We start from the raw sequence: 17896 nt of genomic DNA, 5'->3' as shown, positions 1-17896 counted from the left end.
CGATGCCCGCCCGCTCGGTTGCCTCCCAGGCGGTCTCCAGGAGCAGCCGCTGCTGCGGGTCCATGGACAGGGCCTCGCGCGGGTTGATGCCGAAGAGCGTGGCGTCGAACTCGCTGATTCCCTGCACGAATCCGCCGTGCCGGGTGTACGTCGTACCGGCGTTGTCCGGGTCGGGGTCGTACACCCCGTCGATGTCCCAGCCGCGGTCGTCCGGGAAGTCGGAGATCGCGTCGACGCCCTCGGACACCAGCCGCCACAGCTCCTCCGGCGAGGAGACGCCGCCGGGGAGGCGGCAGCTCATACCGACGATGGCGATCGGGTCGTCGTCCTGGCCGCTGCCGCCACCGGCCGGAAGCGGGGCGGCGGGCGCCGGGTCGGCGAGGCCGACGAGTTCCTGGCGCAGCAGGCGCGTGAGCGCGGTCGGGGTCGGGTGGTCGAAGATCAGCGTGGCGGGCAGGCGCAGCCCGGTGGCCGAGTTGAGCCGGTTGCGGAGTTCGACCGCCGTCAGCGAGTCGAAGCCGATGTCGGAGAACACGCGTGCGGGTTCCACGTCGGTGGGTGCGGCGAAGCCGAGCACCGCGGCGACGTGGCCGCGCACCAGGTCGAGCAGTTCGCGTTCCCGCTCGGCCTCGGTGAGCCCGGCCAGCCGGGCGGCGAGGGAGTCGGGGCTGCCGGCGGTGGTGTCGCCGCTCGTGGTCTCCAGGGCGCTGCGGGCCTCCGGGATTCCGTCGAGGAGGGTGCTGCGGCGGCTCGCCGTGAGGGCGGGCGCGTAGATCGCCCAGTCGATGGAGGCCACGGTGAGCGTGGCCTCTCCCTCACCGACCGCCTGCCGGAGCACGGCGACGGCGGACTCGGGGGCCAGGGAGTGGACGCCGCCCTTGCGCTGCCTGGCCTCGACGGCCGCGCTGTCCGCCATGCCGGCGTCGGACCAGGGGCCCCACGCGATGGAGGTGGCGGCGAGGCCGTCGGCCCGTCGGCGCTCGGCCAGGGCGTCGAGGACCGCGTTGGCGGCCGCGTAGTTCGCCTGCCCGGGGCCGCCCCAGATTCCGGCGGTGGAGGCGAACAGGACGAAGGCGTCGAGTTCCACGCCCAGCGCCCGGGTCGCCTCGTCCAGGAGCAGCGCGGCGTGCGCCTTGGGCGCCATGACCTGGGCGATGCGTTCGGGGCTGAGCGCGTCGAGGATGCCGTCCGCCAGGACACCGGCCGCGTGGACGACCGCCGTCAGCGGGGCCGCCTCGTCGGTGAGGCCGCCGAGCAGCGCGGTGACCTGCTCGCGGTCGGCCATGTCGCAGGCCGCGAGGGTGACCCTGGCGCCGAGTGCTTCCAGTTCCCGGGCGAGTTCCGGCGCGCCGGGCGCCTCGGCGCCGCGGCGGCTGGTCAGCACCAGGTGCGCGGCGCCGTTCTCCGCCGCCCAGCGGGCCATGCGGGCGCCCAGGGCGCCGGTGCCGCCGGTGATCAGGACCGTGCCCGAAGGCGTCCACGCCGTGTCCGCGTCCGTCGCGTGCGGGGCGCGCACGAGCCGCCGTCCGAACAGGCCCGAGGCGCGCAGGGCGACCTGGTCCTCGTCGGCCGCGGCCATCGCGTTCAGCAGCCGCCGCGCGGACCGCGCGTCGGCCTCCTCCGGTACGTCGACCAGCCCGCCCCAGCGGTCCGGGTGCTCCAGTGCGGCGACGCGCCCGAGCCCCCACACCGCCGCCTGACCGGGCCGGGTCACCGTGTCCCAGCGGGCGGCCGAGACCGCTCCGGAGGTCAGCGACCAGAGCGGTGCGGCGATGCCCGCGTCCCCGAGCGCCTGGAGCAGTACGGCGGTCAGCGCGAGGCCCCGGGGCAGCCCGGGGAGCCCGTCGGTGTCGCGCTCGTCCCAGGCCAGCAGGGACACGACTCCGGCGAACTCGGTGGGCTCGTCGGCCGTTTCGACGGTTTCGGTGAGCAGGGCGGTGAGGGCCGCCCGGTCCTGCGCCGTCTCGTCCAGCCGCAGGGGCCGTACGGTCGCACCCCGGGCGGTCAGCTCGTCGGCGATGGAGTCCGCCCAGCTCGGCGCGGGACCGTCCGTGTCGTCGGCACCGGCCGAGGTCACCACCAGCCATGCGCCGGTGAGCCGCTCCCCGTCCGCCGGGGCGAACGGGGTCCAGTTGACCCGGTAGCGCCAGGAGTCGGTGGTGTCCTGCTCACGCTGCTTGCGCCGCCAGTCGGCGAGCGCGGGCAGCAGCGGACCGATGACCGATGCCTCCGCGTCCAGCGTGCCGGCCAACGCCTCCGCGTCCGCGCGCTCGACGGCCGCCCAGAACTCCCGGTCCGCCGCCGTGCCGCCCTCCGCGACCACAGGGGCCTCGGTGTCGAACTCCGGCCAGTAGTGCTTGCGCTGGAAGGCGTACGTGGGCAGATCGACGAGGGCGGGACGGGGCTCGGGGAAGGCGGTCGTCCAGTCGACGTCCACGCCGTGGACCCACAGCTCGGCGACCCCTGCCAGGAACCGGTCCAGGCCGCCGTCGTCGCGTCGCAGCGAACCGGTGACCACAGCCTCGTCCGCGATCTCCTGGACCGCCGCCGACAGCACCGGGTGCGAGGAGACCTCCACGAACACGCCGTAACCCTCGGCCGCCAGCTTCTCGATCGCCTCCGCGAAACGAACCTGGGAGCGAAGGTTGGTCACCCAGTAGTCGGCGTCCATCCCGGAGCCGTCGATGAACTCACCCGTCACCGTCGACAGAAGCGGAATCGTGCCCGCACGCGGAGTGATACCCGCCAAGCTCGTGGCCAGCTCGTCGTGCAGTACGTCCATGGCCGGCGAGTGCGAGGCGTAATCCACCGCGATACGGCGAGCCCGCAACCCCAACTCCACGCACCGGGCCACAGCCTCCTCCACGGCAGCGACCTCACCCGAGACCACCACCTGCGAAGGACCATTCACCGCAGCAACCGACACCCGACCACCCCAGGCGGAAAGGATCTCCTCCACCTGGACGACACCGGCACCGACCGACGCCATCGTCCCGGCCCCGCTCGCCAACCCGGCAATCGCCCCACTGCGCACGCAGACCACCCGCAGCGCATCCTCCAGCGACAACGCCCCCGCCACATACGCGGCAGCGATCTCCCCCTGCGAGTGACCCACCACAGCCGCCGGCACGACACCGAACGACCGCCACACCGCCGCCAAACCCACCATCACCACGAAGGAAGCCGGCTGGACCACATCGACCCGCTCCAAGGACACCGCCCCGCGCAACACATCGGTGACCGACCAATCCACCAACCCGGACATCGCGGCCTCACACTCCGCGACCACCCCCGCGAACACCGGCGACTCATCCAGCAACCGGGCACCCATCGACACCCACTGCGCCCCCTGACCCGGGAACACGAACACCGACCGACCCACCGGGCCAGCCACGCCCGACACCACACCAGCCGACGGCTCACCGCCCGCCAACGCGCCCAGCCCGGCCCCGTACGCACCCAGCACCACAGCCCGATGCTCGAACCGCGCACGCGTCGTCGCCAACGACCACCCCACCGACACCGGATCGGCGTCGGCCAGCGCGCCCAGCACGGCGGCCTGACCCCGCAGGGCATCGGCGCTCCGCCCCGACAGCAACCACGGCACCACCGACGACGAATCCGACTGCACCGGCTCCGCAGCCTCCGGGGCAGGCGCCTCCTCCAGGATCACGTGCGCGTTCGTCCCGCTCATCCCGAACGCCGACACACCCGCCCGTCGCGGCTGCTCACCACGCGGCCACTCACGGGCCTCCGCCAGCAGCTCCACCGCACCCGCCGACCAGTCCACATGCGACGACGGCGTACCCAGGTGCAGCGACTTCGGCATCACACCGTGCCGCATCGCCTGCACCATCTTGATCACACCCGCCACACCGGCAGCCGCCTGCGCGTGACCGATGTTCGACTTGATCGAGCCCAGCCACAGGGGGTCGTGCTCCGCACGGTCCTGGCCGTAGGTCGCGAGCACGGCCTGTGCCTCGATCGGGTCGCCGAGCGAGGTACCGGTGCCGTGCGCCTCCACCACGTCCACGTCCGCGCCCGTCAGGCCGGAGTTGGCCAGCGCCTGGCGGATCACCCGCTGCTGCGAGGGACCGTTCGGCGCCGTGAGGCCGTTCGACGCACCGTCCTGGTTGACCGCTGTGCCGCGCACGACGGCCAGCACACGGTGTCCGTTGCGCCGGGCGTCCGACAGCCGCTCCAGGAGCAGCATGCCGACGCCCTCGCCCCAGCTCGCCCCGTCCGCGTCCTCGGAGAACGGCTTGGAGCGGCCGTCCTCGGCCAGGGCGCGCTGGCGGCTGAACTCGATCAGCGAGATGGGGGTGGACATGACCGTCACACCACCGGCGAGCGCCATGGTGCAGTCGCCCTCACGCAGGGCCTGGCAGGCCGAGTGCAGCGCGACCAGGGAGGAGGAGCAGGCCGTGTCGATCGTGACGGCGGGGCCTTCGAGGCCGAAGGAGTACGAGACCCGGCCGGACAGGACGCTGGGCGAGTTGCCGGTGCCGAGGAAGCCCTCGGAGCTCTCCTTCGCGACCGCGAGCAGGCCGCCGTAGTCCTGGTAGGTCACCCCGGCGAAGACGCCCGTGCTGCTGCCGCGCAGCGAGTGGACGTCGAAGCCGGCGTGTTCCATCGCCTCCCAGGACGTCTCCAGGAGCAGCCGCTGCTGCGGGTCCATGGAGACGGCCTCGCGCGGGCTGATGCCGAAGAAGGCCGCGTCGAACCGGCTCGCGTCGTGCAGGAACCCGCCCTCGTGGACGTAGCAGGTGCCGGGGTTGTCCGGGTCCGGGTCGTACAGCGCGTCCAGGTCCCAGCCCCGGTCGGTCGGGAAGCCGGAGATCGCGTCGGTGCCCTCGGCGACGAGTCGCCACAGGTCCTGGGCGGTGTGGATGCCGCCCGGGTAGCGGCAGCTCATGCCGATGATGGCGATCGGGTCGTCCAGGTCCGTGCTCGCACGGGTCCGCAGCGCCGGAGCGGTGACGGGCTCGTCCCCGCCGAGGAGTTCGTCGCGCAGGTGGTCGACCAGGGCGCGCGGTGTCGGGTAGTCGAAGACGAGCGTGGCGGGCAGCCGCAGGCCGGTCTCCTCCCCGAGCGCCTCGCGCAGCTGGACGGCGGTGAGGGAGGTGAAGCCGAGTTCACGGAACGGCAGTTCGGCGTTCATCGCCTGCGTAGGAGGCTGCTCCAGGACGATCGAGGCGCGGCGGCGCACGATCTCCAGCAGGGCGTCGCGCTGTTCCTGCCGGGGCAGCGCGGCGAGGCGGTCGCGGAGGGCCTGACCGCCGCCGGACACGGCCGCGGCGGCCTTGCGGCGCGCGGACGGGCGGGGCGCCGGGGCATCCGCATCGGCCTCGGGGGCCGCTGTGGCCGTCGGCCCCTGCGCGGGGGCGGAGAACGGGGTGCCGTCATAGGGCCGCAGGGTCAACGCGTCCGCCGTCAGCACGGGTTCGCCCGAGGTGTCCGCGACGGTGACGGTGTACGCGCCGTCCGCCGCGCCCGGCGCGATGGCGACGCGCAGCAGGGACGCCCCGCTCGCGTGCAGGGTGACCCCGCTCCAGACGAAGGGGAGCCGGGCCGCTCCCGCCGCGCTCTCGTCGTACGACAGTGCCTGGAGTGCGGCGTCGAGTACGGCCGGGTGAAGGCCGAACCGGTCGGCCTCGCCCCGGAACTCGTCGCCGAGCACGACCTCGGCGAACAGTTCCGCGTCCCGCCGCCAGACGGCGGTCAGGCCCTGGTAGATCTGCCCGTAGCCGAAGCCGTTCTCGGCGCGGGCCGGGTAGTGGCCGTCGATGGCGACGGCGGTGGCCCCGGCGGGCGGCCAGGCGGTGAGCCCGGCGTGCTGCCGTCCGGGCGCGGTGCCGAGGACGCCGCTCGCGTGGCGTGTCCACGGCCGGCCGCCGGTGCGGGAGCTGATGCGGAAGGAGCGGCTGCCGGCCGCGTCGGCGGTGTCGACCACGACCTGCAGCTGGACCGCCTGCCGTTCCGGCAGGACCAGCGGGGCTTCGAGGACGAGTTCGTCGATCCGGTCGCAGGCCAGGTGGTCACCGGCACGGACGGCGAGTTCCACATAACCGGTGCCGGGGAAGACCGCCTCCCCCGCGACCTGGTGCTCGGCGATCCACGGGTGGGTGCGGGCGGATATCCGGCCGGTGAACACGTGCCCGTCACCGTCGGAGAGCTCCACCGCCGCGCTCAGCAGCGGGTGCTTGAGCGGCTCGGCCCCCAGGGCTCCGGCGTCCACGACACCGGAGCCGCCGTCCAGCCAGTAGCGCCGGTGCTGGAAGGCGTACGTGGGCAGAGCGACGGTACGGGCGCCGGTCGGCGCGTAGAACGCCCCCCAGTCGACATCCGCCCCGTCCGCCCAGAGGCGGGCGAGCGCCGTGACCGCGGTGGCGGGCTCGGGCTGCTTGCGGTTCAGGGCCGCCACGGCGAGGGCGTCGCCGTCGTACGTCTCATCGACCGCACCGATCAGCGTGGCGTCCGGGCCCAGCTCCAGGAACCGGGTGACACCGAGGGACTTCAGGTGGGTAACCGCGTCGGCGAAGCGGACCGTGCCGCGTACCTGGTCCACCCAGTACGACGCGGTGAACTCGGTGACCGGCTCGGCAGTGAGGGTGGAGACGATGGGGATACGGGGGCTGTCGTACGTCAACCCGCTTGCGGCGAGCGCGAATTCGGGCAGCATCGGGTCCATCAGCACCGAGTGGAAGGCGTGGCTGACCTCCAGCCGGCGGCCCTGGCGATCGGGCAGACGGTTCGCCACCGCCTCGACCGCTTCACGGGCACCCGACAGGACGACCTGGCCGGGGGCGTTGACCGCCGCCACTGAGACGCCCTCCACGAGCAGCGGAGTGACCTCGTCCAGCGTGGCCCGTACCGCCCACATCGCGCCACCGGCGGGCAGTGCCTGCATCAGCCCGGCGCGTGCGGCCACCAGTCGGCACGCATCCGCCAGCGAGAACACCCCGGCCACATGCGCGGCGGCCAGCTCACCCACCGAATGCCCGACCAGGTAGTCCGGGCGCACCCCCCACGACTCCACCAGCCGGAACAACGCCACCTCAACCGCGAAGAGCGCGGGCTGCGCCCAGCCTGTGTTCTTCAGCGCCTCCGCATCGGTGAACATCACCTCACGCAGGCCGTCGAAGTACTCACACACCTCGTCCAGGGCGGTGGCGAACACCGGGAACGCCTCCGCCAGCTCCCGGCCCATGCCGACGCGCTGGCCGCCCTGGCCCGAGAACACGAAGCCGGTCAGGCCGTCGCGGGAGATGCCCGACACCTGGCCGGGCGTCGGCTCACCGGCTGCCAGCGCATCGAGGCGCGTACGCAGTTCGCCGGCGTCGCCGCCGAGGACGACCGCCCGGTGTTCCAGAGGCGACCGGGTGGTGAGGAGGGACAGGCCGATGTCGGCCGCGTCCAGACCCGCCACCGCGTCCGCCAGTCGGCCGGCCTGTGCGGCCAGGCCCTCCGCGGAGCGCGCCGACACGGCCCACGGCACCACCGGCAGAGTGGTGTCCGAAGCCGCCTCCGGCTCCGGCTCCCGGGCGGGCGCCTCCTCGACGATCACATGGGCGTTGGTGCCGCTGACGCCGAACGCCGACACACCCGCGCGGCGCGGGCGCTCGCCACGCGGCCACTGCCGGGCTTCCGCCAGCAGCTCCACCGCGCCCGCCGTCCAGTCCACGTGCGAGGACGGGGTGTCCGCGTAGAGGGTCCTGGGCAGCTCGGCGTGGTGCAGCGCGAGGACCATCTTCATGATGCCCGCGACACCGGCGGCGGCCTGCGTGTGCCCGATGTTCGACTTGACCGACCCCAGCCACAGCGGCCGGTCGGCGGGCCGGTCCTGGCCGTACGTGGCAAGCAGCGCCTGCGCCTCGATCGGGTCACCGAGCGAGGTGCCCGTGCCGTGCGCCTCGACCGCGTCCACGTCCGCGCCGGTCAGGCCGGAGTTGGCCAGCGCCTGGCGGATGACCCGCTGCTGCGAGGGACCGTTCGGGGCGGTGAGGCCGTTCGACGCACCGTCCTGGTTGACCGCTGTGCCGCGCACGACCGCCAGCACCTGGTGGCCGTTGCGCTGCGCGTCCGACAGCCGCTCCACCAGGAGCAGGCCGACACCCTCGCTCCAGCCGGTGCCGTCGGCGTCGTCGGAGAACGCCTTGCAGCGGCCGTCGGTGGCCAGGCCGCCCTGGTGGGCGAAGTCGATGAACGCGTCGGGGCCCGCGATGACCGTGGCACCGCCGGCGAGCGCGAGCGAGCACTCCCCCGAACGGAGCGCCTGCACGGCGAGGTGCAGGGCGACGAGCGAGGACGAGCAGGCCGTGTCGACGGTGACGGCCGGGCCCTCCAGGCCCAGCGCGTACGAGATCCGGCCGGACAGGACGCTGCCCGAGTTGCCGGTGATCAGGTGGCCGCCGACTCCGTCGGGCACGTCGTTCACCTGGCTGAGGTAGCCGGAGCTGCCGGCTCCGACGAAGACGCCGACTTTGTCGCCCTTCAGGGACAGCGGGGCGATGCCCGCGCGTTCCAGGGACTCCCAGGCGACTTCGAGGAGCAGCCGCTGCTGCGGGTCCATGGCCAGGGCCTCGCGCGGCGAGATACCGAAGAAGGCGGCGTCGAAGTCGGCGGCACCGGAGAGGAAGCCGCCTTCACGGGTGAAGGCGGAACCGGCGGCGTCGAGCGCTTCCAGGTCCCAGCCCCGGTCGGTGGGGAACGGGGTGATGGCGTCGGCCGCCCCGGAGATCAGCTGCCACAGGCTCTGCGGGTCCGTGGCGCCGCCGGGGAAGCGGCAGCCCATGGAGACGATCGCGACCGGCTCGTCCAGGACCGCGTGGGCGGCTTCGACCTGTTCGGGCCGCTGTTCGGTCCCCAGCAGCCGGTCGACCAGGAAGTCGGCGAGTACCGCCGAGGTGGGGTGGTCGAAGACCAACGTGGCGGACAGCGAGAGGCCGGTCGCCACGCGCAGCCGGTCACGGAACTCGACGGCGGTCAGCGAGTCGAAGCCGAGCTCGCGGAAGGCGTGCTCCGGTTCGATCGCCGCCGCGCTCGCGTGGCCGAGGACCGCAGCGGCCTCGCCGCGCACGAGCGCCAGGACGTGGCGGCGCCGCTCCCGGCCGTCGAGGTCGCGCAGCTGCTCGCGCAGGCGGGCGGCGGTGTCGTTCCCGTCATCGGTGGCACGGCCGTTGCCGTGGTCGGCGGTGCGGGCCGTGTCGAACGCGGCGAACAGCGCGCTCGGGCGGCGCAGGGTGAAGGTCGGCAGGAAGCGGTCCCAGTCGACGTCCACGACCGACACGGCGGGCTCGCCCGCGGACAGCGCCGACTCCAGCGCGGCCATCGCGTCGTCAGGCGACAGGGCCGGAAGTCCGCGCCTGCGCAGATCGTCCTGAGCACCCTCGGCGGCGGCCATGCCACCGCCGTCCCACGGGCCCCAGGCGACGGAGGTGGCGGCCCTTCCCTGACCGCGCCGCCGGGTCGCGAGGGCGTCGAGGTAGGCGTTGGCGGCCGCGTATCCGCTCTGGCCGCCGCTGCCCCAGGTGGCGGCGATGGAGGAGTAGAGCACGAACGCGTCGAGGTCGCGGTCACCGAGCAGGGCGTCGAGGTTCGCCGCCCCGGCCGCCTTCGCGCCCAGCATCGCGGCGAGCGAGTCGGCGTCGGTCTCGCCGAGAGCGACGCCCTCGGTCAGGCCCGCCGCGTGGAAGACGGACCGGATCGCGGGCCCTGCGGCCTCGATCCGGTCGAGGGCCGACGCGAGGGACGTACGGTCGGCGAGGTCGCAGCCGGCGAAGGTGACGGTCACCCCGCGCGCTTCCAGCTCCGCACGCAGTTCGGCGGCGCCCGGGGCTTCCTCGCCCCGGCGGCTGACGAGCGCGAGGTGCCGTGCGCCCCGGTCCACCGCCCAGCGGGCCAGCCTGCCGCCCAGTGCGCCGGTGCCGCCGGTGATCAGGACCGTGCCCGAGGGCGTCCATCCGGCGTCCGTGCTCTCCGGCGACAGCGACGCGGGGACGAGCCGCCGCCCGAGCACGGCCCCGCCGCGCACGGCCAGCTGGTCCTCGCCATCGGCGCCACCGGCCAGTACCTCCACCAGCCGGGCGACGGCACTGCCCGCCGGCCGCTCCGGCACGTCGACCAGACCGCCCCAGCGCTCCGGCTCCTCCAGGGCGACGACCCGGCCCAGGCCCCAGACGGCGGCCCGTGCGGGGTGCGCGAGCTCATCGCCCGCGCCCACGGACACCGCGCCCGAGGTCACGGACCACACCAGGGCGTCCACGTCGGCATCGGCCAGGGCCTGCACCAGCGTGGTCGTGGCCGTCAGACCGAACGTGAGACCGGGACGCCCCGGGTGCTCCCGCTCGTCCTGTCCCAGGAACGACACCAGGCGCGTCCGGACGGCGGACTCGGCCGACCCGGCGAACTCCGCGAGGCGTGCGGCCAGGGCCGCCCGGTCCAGGTCCCCGGCGTCCAGCCGCAGCCGGGTGACCCGGGCACCGCGCGCCGCCAGCTCCTCGGCGACGGCACCCGCCCAGGGGGCGCCGGCCTCCGCCGCGTCCGGCTCCACGATCAGCCAGTTCCCGGAGGCCGCCGTGCTGTTGGCCGGTCCGGTGGGCGTCCAGTCGATCCGGTAGCCGAGCCGGTCCACGCCCGCGCCCTCGCTCCGGCGGCGCTGCCACGCGCTCAGGGCTTCCAGGACGCGGCCGGGGTCGGCATCGGGTGCGAGGCCGAGCGACCGCGTGAACGCCTCCGGGTCGCCGCCCTCGACGATCTCCCAGAACGCGGCATCCGCACCGCCTCCGGCGGGCTCGGCCGGCCGGAGCTGAGCCCGCGGCCAGTAGCGCTGGTGCTGGAAGGCGTACGTGGGCAGGCTGGTGGTGCGGGCGCCGGTCGGGGCGTAGAAGGCCGCCCAGTCGACGTCGGCGCCGTCCGCCCAGAGGCGGGCAAGGGTCGTGATGGCGGTGGTGGGTTCGGGCTGCTTGCGGTTCAGGGCGGCTACGGCGAACGCATCCTCGTCGGTCTCGCCGATCGCGCCCACGAGGCTTGCGTCCGGGCCGAGTTCGAGGAAGCGGGTGACGCCGAGGGCCTTGAGCTGGGTGACCGCGTCGGCGAAGCGGACCGTGCCACGGACCTGGTCGGCCCAGTAGGACGCGGTGAACTCGGTGACCGGCTCGGCGGTGAGGGTGGAGACGATGGGGATGCGGGGGGTGTCGTACGACAACGCGGCTGCTGCGGCGCTGAACTCGGACAGCATCGGGTCCATGAGCGCCGAGTGGAACGCGTGGCTGACCTCCAGCCAACGTGCCTGGCGGCCTTCAAAGTCCAAGGCGACCGCTTCGACGGCCTCACGCGTACCGGAGACGACGACCTGGCCGGGGGCGTTGACCGCTGCCACCGACACGCCGTCCACCAGCAGCGGAGTGACCTCGTCGGGGGTGGCGCGTACGGCCCACATGGCGCCGCCGGTCGGCAGTGCCTGCATCAGCTTCGCGCGGGCGGCGACCAGACGGCAGGCATCCGCGAGGGACAGCGCCCCGGCGACGTGCGCGGCGGCCAGTTCACCGACCGAGTGGCCGACGAGGTAGTCCGGGTGGACGCCCCACGACTCCACCAACCGGAACAACGCCACCTCGACCGCGAAGAGCGCGGGCTGCGCCCATCCGGTGTTCTTCAGGGACTCGGCGTCGGTGAACATGACCTCGCGCAGCCCGTCGAAGTGCCCGCACACCTCGTCCAGGGCTGTCGCGAACACCGGGAACGCTTCCGCCAGCTCCCGGCCCATGCCCAGGCGCTGGCCGCCTTGGCCCGAGAACACGAACCCGGTCAGACCGTCCCGAGCCACGACCGGTACCAGCTGCTCGCTGAGTCGCATACGCAGCTCCTCGCTGTCCGCGCCCAGGACGACCGCGCGGTGCTCCAGCGCGGCCCGGGTGGTCGCCAGCGACAGGCCGACGTCAATCGCGTCCAGACCCTCGACGCCGGTAGCGAGTCGCCGCGCCTGTTCCGCGACACCGGCCGCCGTCTTCGCGGACACCAGCCACGGCACCACCGGCAGCACAACATCCGAAACCGCCACCGACTGCGTGAGGGCCGGCGGCTCCTCGATGATCACGTGGGCGTTCGTCCCACTGACCCCGAACGCGGACACACCCGCCCGCCTCGGCCGGTCACCAGCCGCCCAGTCCCGCGCCCGGTCCAGCAGCTCAACCGCACCCTCCGACCAGTCCACATGCGAGGACGGGGTACCGACGTGCAAGGACTGCGGCAGGATCTCGTGGCGCATCGCCAGGATCATCTTCATGACACCCGCGACACCGGCGGCGGCCTGCGTGTGACCGATGTTCGACTTGATCGACCCCAGCCACAGCGGCTGATCGGCCGGACGGTCCTGGCCATAGGTCGCAAGGAGCGCCTGCGCCTCGATCGGGTCGCCCAGCTTCGTACCCGTACCGTGCGCCTCCACCGCGTCCACCTCGGCGGCCGTCAGACCGGCGGTGGCCAGCGCCTGACGAATGACCCGCTGCTGCGAGGGACCATTCGGCGCGGTCAGACCGTTCGACGCACCGTCCTGATTGACCGCGCTGCCGCGCACGACCGCCAGGATCTGGTGGCCGTTGCGACGGGCGTCGGACAGCCGCTCCAGAACCAGGACGCCCACGCCCTCGCCCCAGCCGGTGCCATCCGCGTCATCGGAGAACGCCTTGCACCGGCCGTCCCCGGCCAGACCCCCCTGCCGCTCGAACTCGATGAAGGCCCCGGGCGTGGACATGATCGTCACACCACCGGCCAACGCGAGATCGCACTCACCCGACCGCAACGCCTGCGCGGCAAGGTGCATAGCGACGAGCGAAGACGAGCACGCCGTATCGATCGTGACAGCCGGGCCCTCAAGCCCCAGCGCGTACGAGACCCGGCCCGACAACACGCTGCCCGAGCTGCCCGTACCGCCGTAGCCGTCTCCCGACTCACCGGCCAGGGCCAGCAGCGCCGGGTAGTCCTGGCCGTTCGTCCCCGCGAAGACGCCCACCGGCAGGCCGCGCAGCGACGAAGGCGCCACGCCCGACTGCTCCAGCGACTCCCACACGACCTCCAGCAGCAACCGCTGCTGCGGGTCCATGGCCAGGGCCTCACGCGGCGAGATACCGAACAGGCCCGGGTCGAAGTCCGCCGCACCCTCAAGGAATCCGCCCACCTGGGCGTAGTCGCCGCCTGCGAGGCCGATCTGCTCCCAGCCACGGTCGGCGGGGAAGGCGCCCAGGGCATCGGTGCCCTCGGCGAGCAGCCGCCACAGCCCCTCCGGGGAATCCGCGCCACCGGGGAGGCGGCAGCCCATGCCCACCACGACCACCGGGTCATCACTCACGGCCTGGCGCACGGGCACCACGCCCGGTGCCGCCGGCTCCTCGTCCGCGCCGAAGAGCCGGGACAGCAGTTCGTCGGTCAGCGCCTCGACGGACGGGAAGTCGAAGACCAGCGTCGAAGGCAGTTTCAGACCCGAGGCCGTGGTCAGGGCGTTGCGGAGTTCCACCGCCATCAGCGAATCGAGGCCGAGGTCACGGAAGGCCGTGGACACCCCGATGGCTGTCGGTTCCTCGAACCCCAGCACCGTTGCGGCCAGGCCCCGTACGGACTCCATGAACTTCGCCCGGCGGGCTGCGGGTGCGAGGCCGGCGAACCGCTCCTTCAGCTCCCCGGCGGCCGTGCGCGGCTCGGTCGTGGTGGTGCTGCGCGGTGCGACCTCATCCCACAGGCGATTCGCCCGCAGCGCGGTCATCCCGGGGACGAATCGCTCCCAGTCCACATCCGCGACCGCCACACAACCCGATGCGGAGCCCAGGACGTTGAGTGCGGTGTCGGGGTCGAGCGGACGTACGCCGCCCCGGCCCATCCGGGCCAGAACGGTGGCGTCATCCGCCATCCCGCCCTCCGCCCAGGGGCCCCACCCGATCGAGGAACCGGTCAGGCCCTGGGCACGCCGGAACTCCACCAGTCCGTCCAGAGCCGCATTCGCCGCCGCGTACGCACCCTGCCCCGCACCACCCCACACACCAGCAGCCGACGAGAACAACACGAACGCGTCCAACTCGCGCCCGAGCGACGCGTGGTGAAGATTCCACGCACCCGCTGCCTTCGCGTTCCAGACACCGGCCACCCGGTCAGGGGTCAGACCATCCACCACACCGTCGTCCAGGACACCGGCCGTGTGCACCACCGCCGAGACGTCGAACCGCTCGAAGAGCGCCTCCACCTCCCCACGCACGGCCACATCACAGGCCACCACATCAACCTCGGCACCCAGCTCACGCAGACCATCCCGCAGCTCCGGCGCGCCCTCCGCCTCCAGACCACGCCTGCTGATCAGGACGACACGCTCCGCGCCCCGCTCCACCACCCAACGCGCCACCCGAGCACCCAACACACCCGTACCACCCGACACCAACACCGTCCCCGACGGCGACCAGACCGCATCCCCGGACCACGCGGACGCGGGCGCCAGGCGGCGGCCCAGGACCGCCCCACCCCGCACCGCGACCTCGTCCTCATCCCCGTAACCACCGGCCAACACCTCCACCAGCCGGCCAACAGCGCCCTGAGACACCTCTTCCGGGACATCGACCAGACCGCCCCAACGCCCCGGCTCCTCCAACGCCACCACCCGGCCCAGACCCCACACGCCGGCCCGCACCGGATGCGAGACCGCATCCCCGGGCCCCGACGACACCGCCCCCGAGGTCACCCACCACACCGGGCAGACGACCCCCGCATCACCCAACGCCTGCACCAAAACAGCCGACGCGGCAACACCGCCCGACCCCGACTCGTCCTGACCCAGGAACGACACCACACACGCGTGACCAGCAAACTCCGAAAGCCGAGCCGCCAGCGCCGACCGCTCCAGATCGCCGGACCCAAGCCGCAACCGGGTGGCCTGCCCGCCGCGCTCCGCCAGCCCCTCCGCAAGCGCATCCGCCCACGCATCCTCCACACCCGCCGATTCGACCAGCAGCCAGCCGCCACCCGACACATCGACCGCAGCGGACTGCAACGGTGCCCAGGACACCTCGTAACGCAGCCTGTCGGTTGCTTCACGCTCACGGCGGCGGCGCTGCCACGCCGAGAACGCCGGCAGCGTCTCCCGCAGTGGCGCTCCCACATCGACACCGAACTCCGACGCGAACAGCTCGTCGTCGCCGCGTTCCACCGCGTCCCAGAAGACCGCGTCAGCCGCCGAAGCCACCACCGGCTCCCGCTGCACACCCGGCCAGAAACGCTGGTGCTGGAAGGCGTAGGTCGGCAGATCAACGATCTGGGCACCGGTCGGCGCGAAGAACGCCGCCCAGTCCACAGAGCCGCCCTCCGCCCAGAAGCGGGTCAGCGCGGTCACGGCCGTAGGTCCTTCGGGCCGGTCGCGGCGCAGCATCGATACGGCGAACACCGCGTCGTCGCTCGCCTCGCCCACGGCCCCGACCAGGGAGGCATCCGGTCCGAGCTCCACCAGCCGCGTGACGCCCAGCGCCTTCAGCCGGGCCACGGCGTCGGCGAAGCGGACCGTGCCGCGCACCTGGTCCACCCAGTACGAGGCGGTGAGCTCCTCGCGCAGCTCGCCCGTCAGCGTCGACACGATCGGGATGTCCGGAGTGCCGTACGTCAACGTGCCCGCGGCCGTGGCGAATTCGGCCAGCATCGGGTCCATCAGGGATGAGTGGAAGGCGTGGCTGACGTCCAGCCAGCGGCCCTGGCGGCCTTCGAAGCCCGAGGCCACCGCTTCGACGGCCTCGCGCGTACCGGAGACGACGACCTGGCAGGGGGCGTTCACCGCCGCCACCGAGACGCCCTCCACCAGCAGCGGAGTGACCTCGTCCGGCGTGGCCCGTACGGCCCACATCGCACCGCCGGCAGGCAGCGCCTGCATCAAACCTGCTCGCGCAGCCACCAGCCGGCACGCGTCGGCCAGGGGGAAGACCCCCGCCACATGCGCGGCGGCCAGTTCGCCCACCGAGTGGCCGACCAGGTAGTCCGGGCGCACCCCCCACGACTCCACCAGTCGGAAGAGGGCCACCTCAACCGCGAACAACGCCGGCTGCGCCCAACCGGTGCTCTGCAACGCCTCCGCATCGGTGAACATCACCTCACGCAGGCCGTCGAAGTGGCCGCACACCTCGTCCAGCGCCGCCGCGAACACCGGGAACGCCTCGGCCAGCTCCCGGCCCATGCCGACGCGCTGACCGCCCTGGCCCGAGAACACGAAACCGGTCCGGCCGCCCCGGGCCTCCACCGGCGCAGGCTGCTCGCCCAGGCGCGCGCGCAGCTCCTCGGTGTCCGTGCCCAGGACGACGGCGCGGTGCTCCAGCGCAGTCCGGGTGGTCGCCAGCGACAGGCCGATGTCGGCCGCGTCCCGGCCCTCAACGCCGGAAGTCAGCCGCCGCACCTGTTCCGCGACACCGGCCGCCGTCTTGGCCGACACCAGCCAGGGCACCACCGGCAACGCGAGCGCCGGAGCCACCGGCTCCTGTTCGGCGTCCGGCGCCTCCTCGACGACCGGAGCCTCCTCGACGGCCGGAGCCTCCTCAAGGATCACGTGGGCGTTCGTCCCGCTGACGCCGAAGGCGGACACACCGGCCCGCCTCGGCCGGTCACCGGGCGCCCAGTACCGCGCCCGGTCCAGCAGTTCGACCGCGCCCTCCGACCAGTCCACGTGCGAGGACGGGGTCTGCGCGTACAGGGTCTTCGGCAGCAGCCCGTGCCGCATCGCGAGGACCATCTTCATGACGCCCGCGACACCGGCGGCGGCCTGCGTGTGACCGATGTTCGACTTCACCGAACCCAGCCACAGCGGCTGGTCCGCCGGACGGTCCTGGCCGTACGTGGCAAGCAGGGCCTGCGCCTCGATCGGGTCGCCGAGCTTCGTGCCCGTGCCGTGCGCCTCCACCGCGTCGACATCGGCCGACGACAGGCGGGCGTTCGCCAGGGCCTGGCGGATGACGCGCTGCTGGGACGGACCGTTCGGGGCGGTGAGGCCGTTGGACGCGCCGTCCTGGTTCACGGCGCTGCCGCGCACGACCGCGAGGACCTGGTGGCCGTTGCGACGGGCGTCGGACAGGCGCTCCAGGACGAGGACGCCGACGCCCTCGCCCCAGCCCGTGCCGTCCGCGTCGTCCGAGAACGCCTTGCAGCGGCCGTCACCGGCCAGGCCGCCCTGGCGCTCGAACTCCACGAACGCGCCGGGCGTCGACATGATCGCGGCGCTGCCGGTCAGGGCGAGTTCGCACTCCCCCGCGCGCAGCGACTGAGCCGCCAGGTGCAGAGCGACCAGCGACGACGAGCAGGCCGTGTCCACGGTCACCGCCGGGCCTTCGAGCCCCAGGGCGTACGAGATGCGGCCGGACAGGACGCTGCCGGCGCTGCCGGTCATGATGTAGCCGTCGACGCCCTCGTCGGCGCCGAGCAGGATGTCGTAGCGGGACGGGGAGCCGCCCATGAAGACGCCGACCTTCTCGCCCTTCGTGGACATCGGCGCTATGCCCGCACGCTCCAGCGACTCCCACACGACCTCCAGCAGCAACCGCTGCTGCGGGTCCATGGCCAGGGCCTCACGCGGCGAGATCCCGAACAGGGCGGCGTCGAAGTCGCCCACGCCCTCCAGGAATCCGCCCTGGGTTTCGGGGCCGACCCCGGGCAGGTTCAGGTCCCAGCCGCGGTCGCGTGGCACGGGGGACATGGCGTCCACCCCGTCCACGACGAGCTGCCACAGGTCGTCGGACGAGCGGACACCGCCCGGGAACCTGCAGTTCATCGCGATGATCGCGATGGGTTCCCGGGCCGCGTCCTCCACTTCACGGAGCCGCTTGCGGGTCTCGTGAAGGTCGGCTGTCGTCCACTTGAGATAGTCGCGAAGCTTGTCCTCGTTCAC

At 73.3% G+C, this 17896-nt stretch carries 1 protein-coding gene (cut by a window edge); it reads right to left on the bottom strand.

The window, feature by feature from the left end; genetic code table 11:
- Positions 1 to 17896: the 5' portion of a type I polyketide synthase gene (locus E6R18_RS21795; protein WP_136318584.1), read on the bottom strand. It extends 6179 nt beyond the left edge of the window; 17896 of the gene's 24075 nt are visible here — the first part of the coding sequence; the start codon lies at positions 17894 to 17896; its stop codon lies beyond the left edge, outside the window.

Source organism: Streptomyces sp. A1277, from assembly GCF_004795015.1.
Classification (GTDB): domain Bacteria; phylum Actinomycetota; class Actinomycetes; order Streptomycetales; family Streptomycetaceae; genus Streptomyces.
The sequence above is the reverse complement of the archived record's forward strand: the minus strand, read 5'-3'. Positions and strand labels throughout refer to the sequence as shown.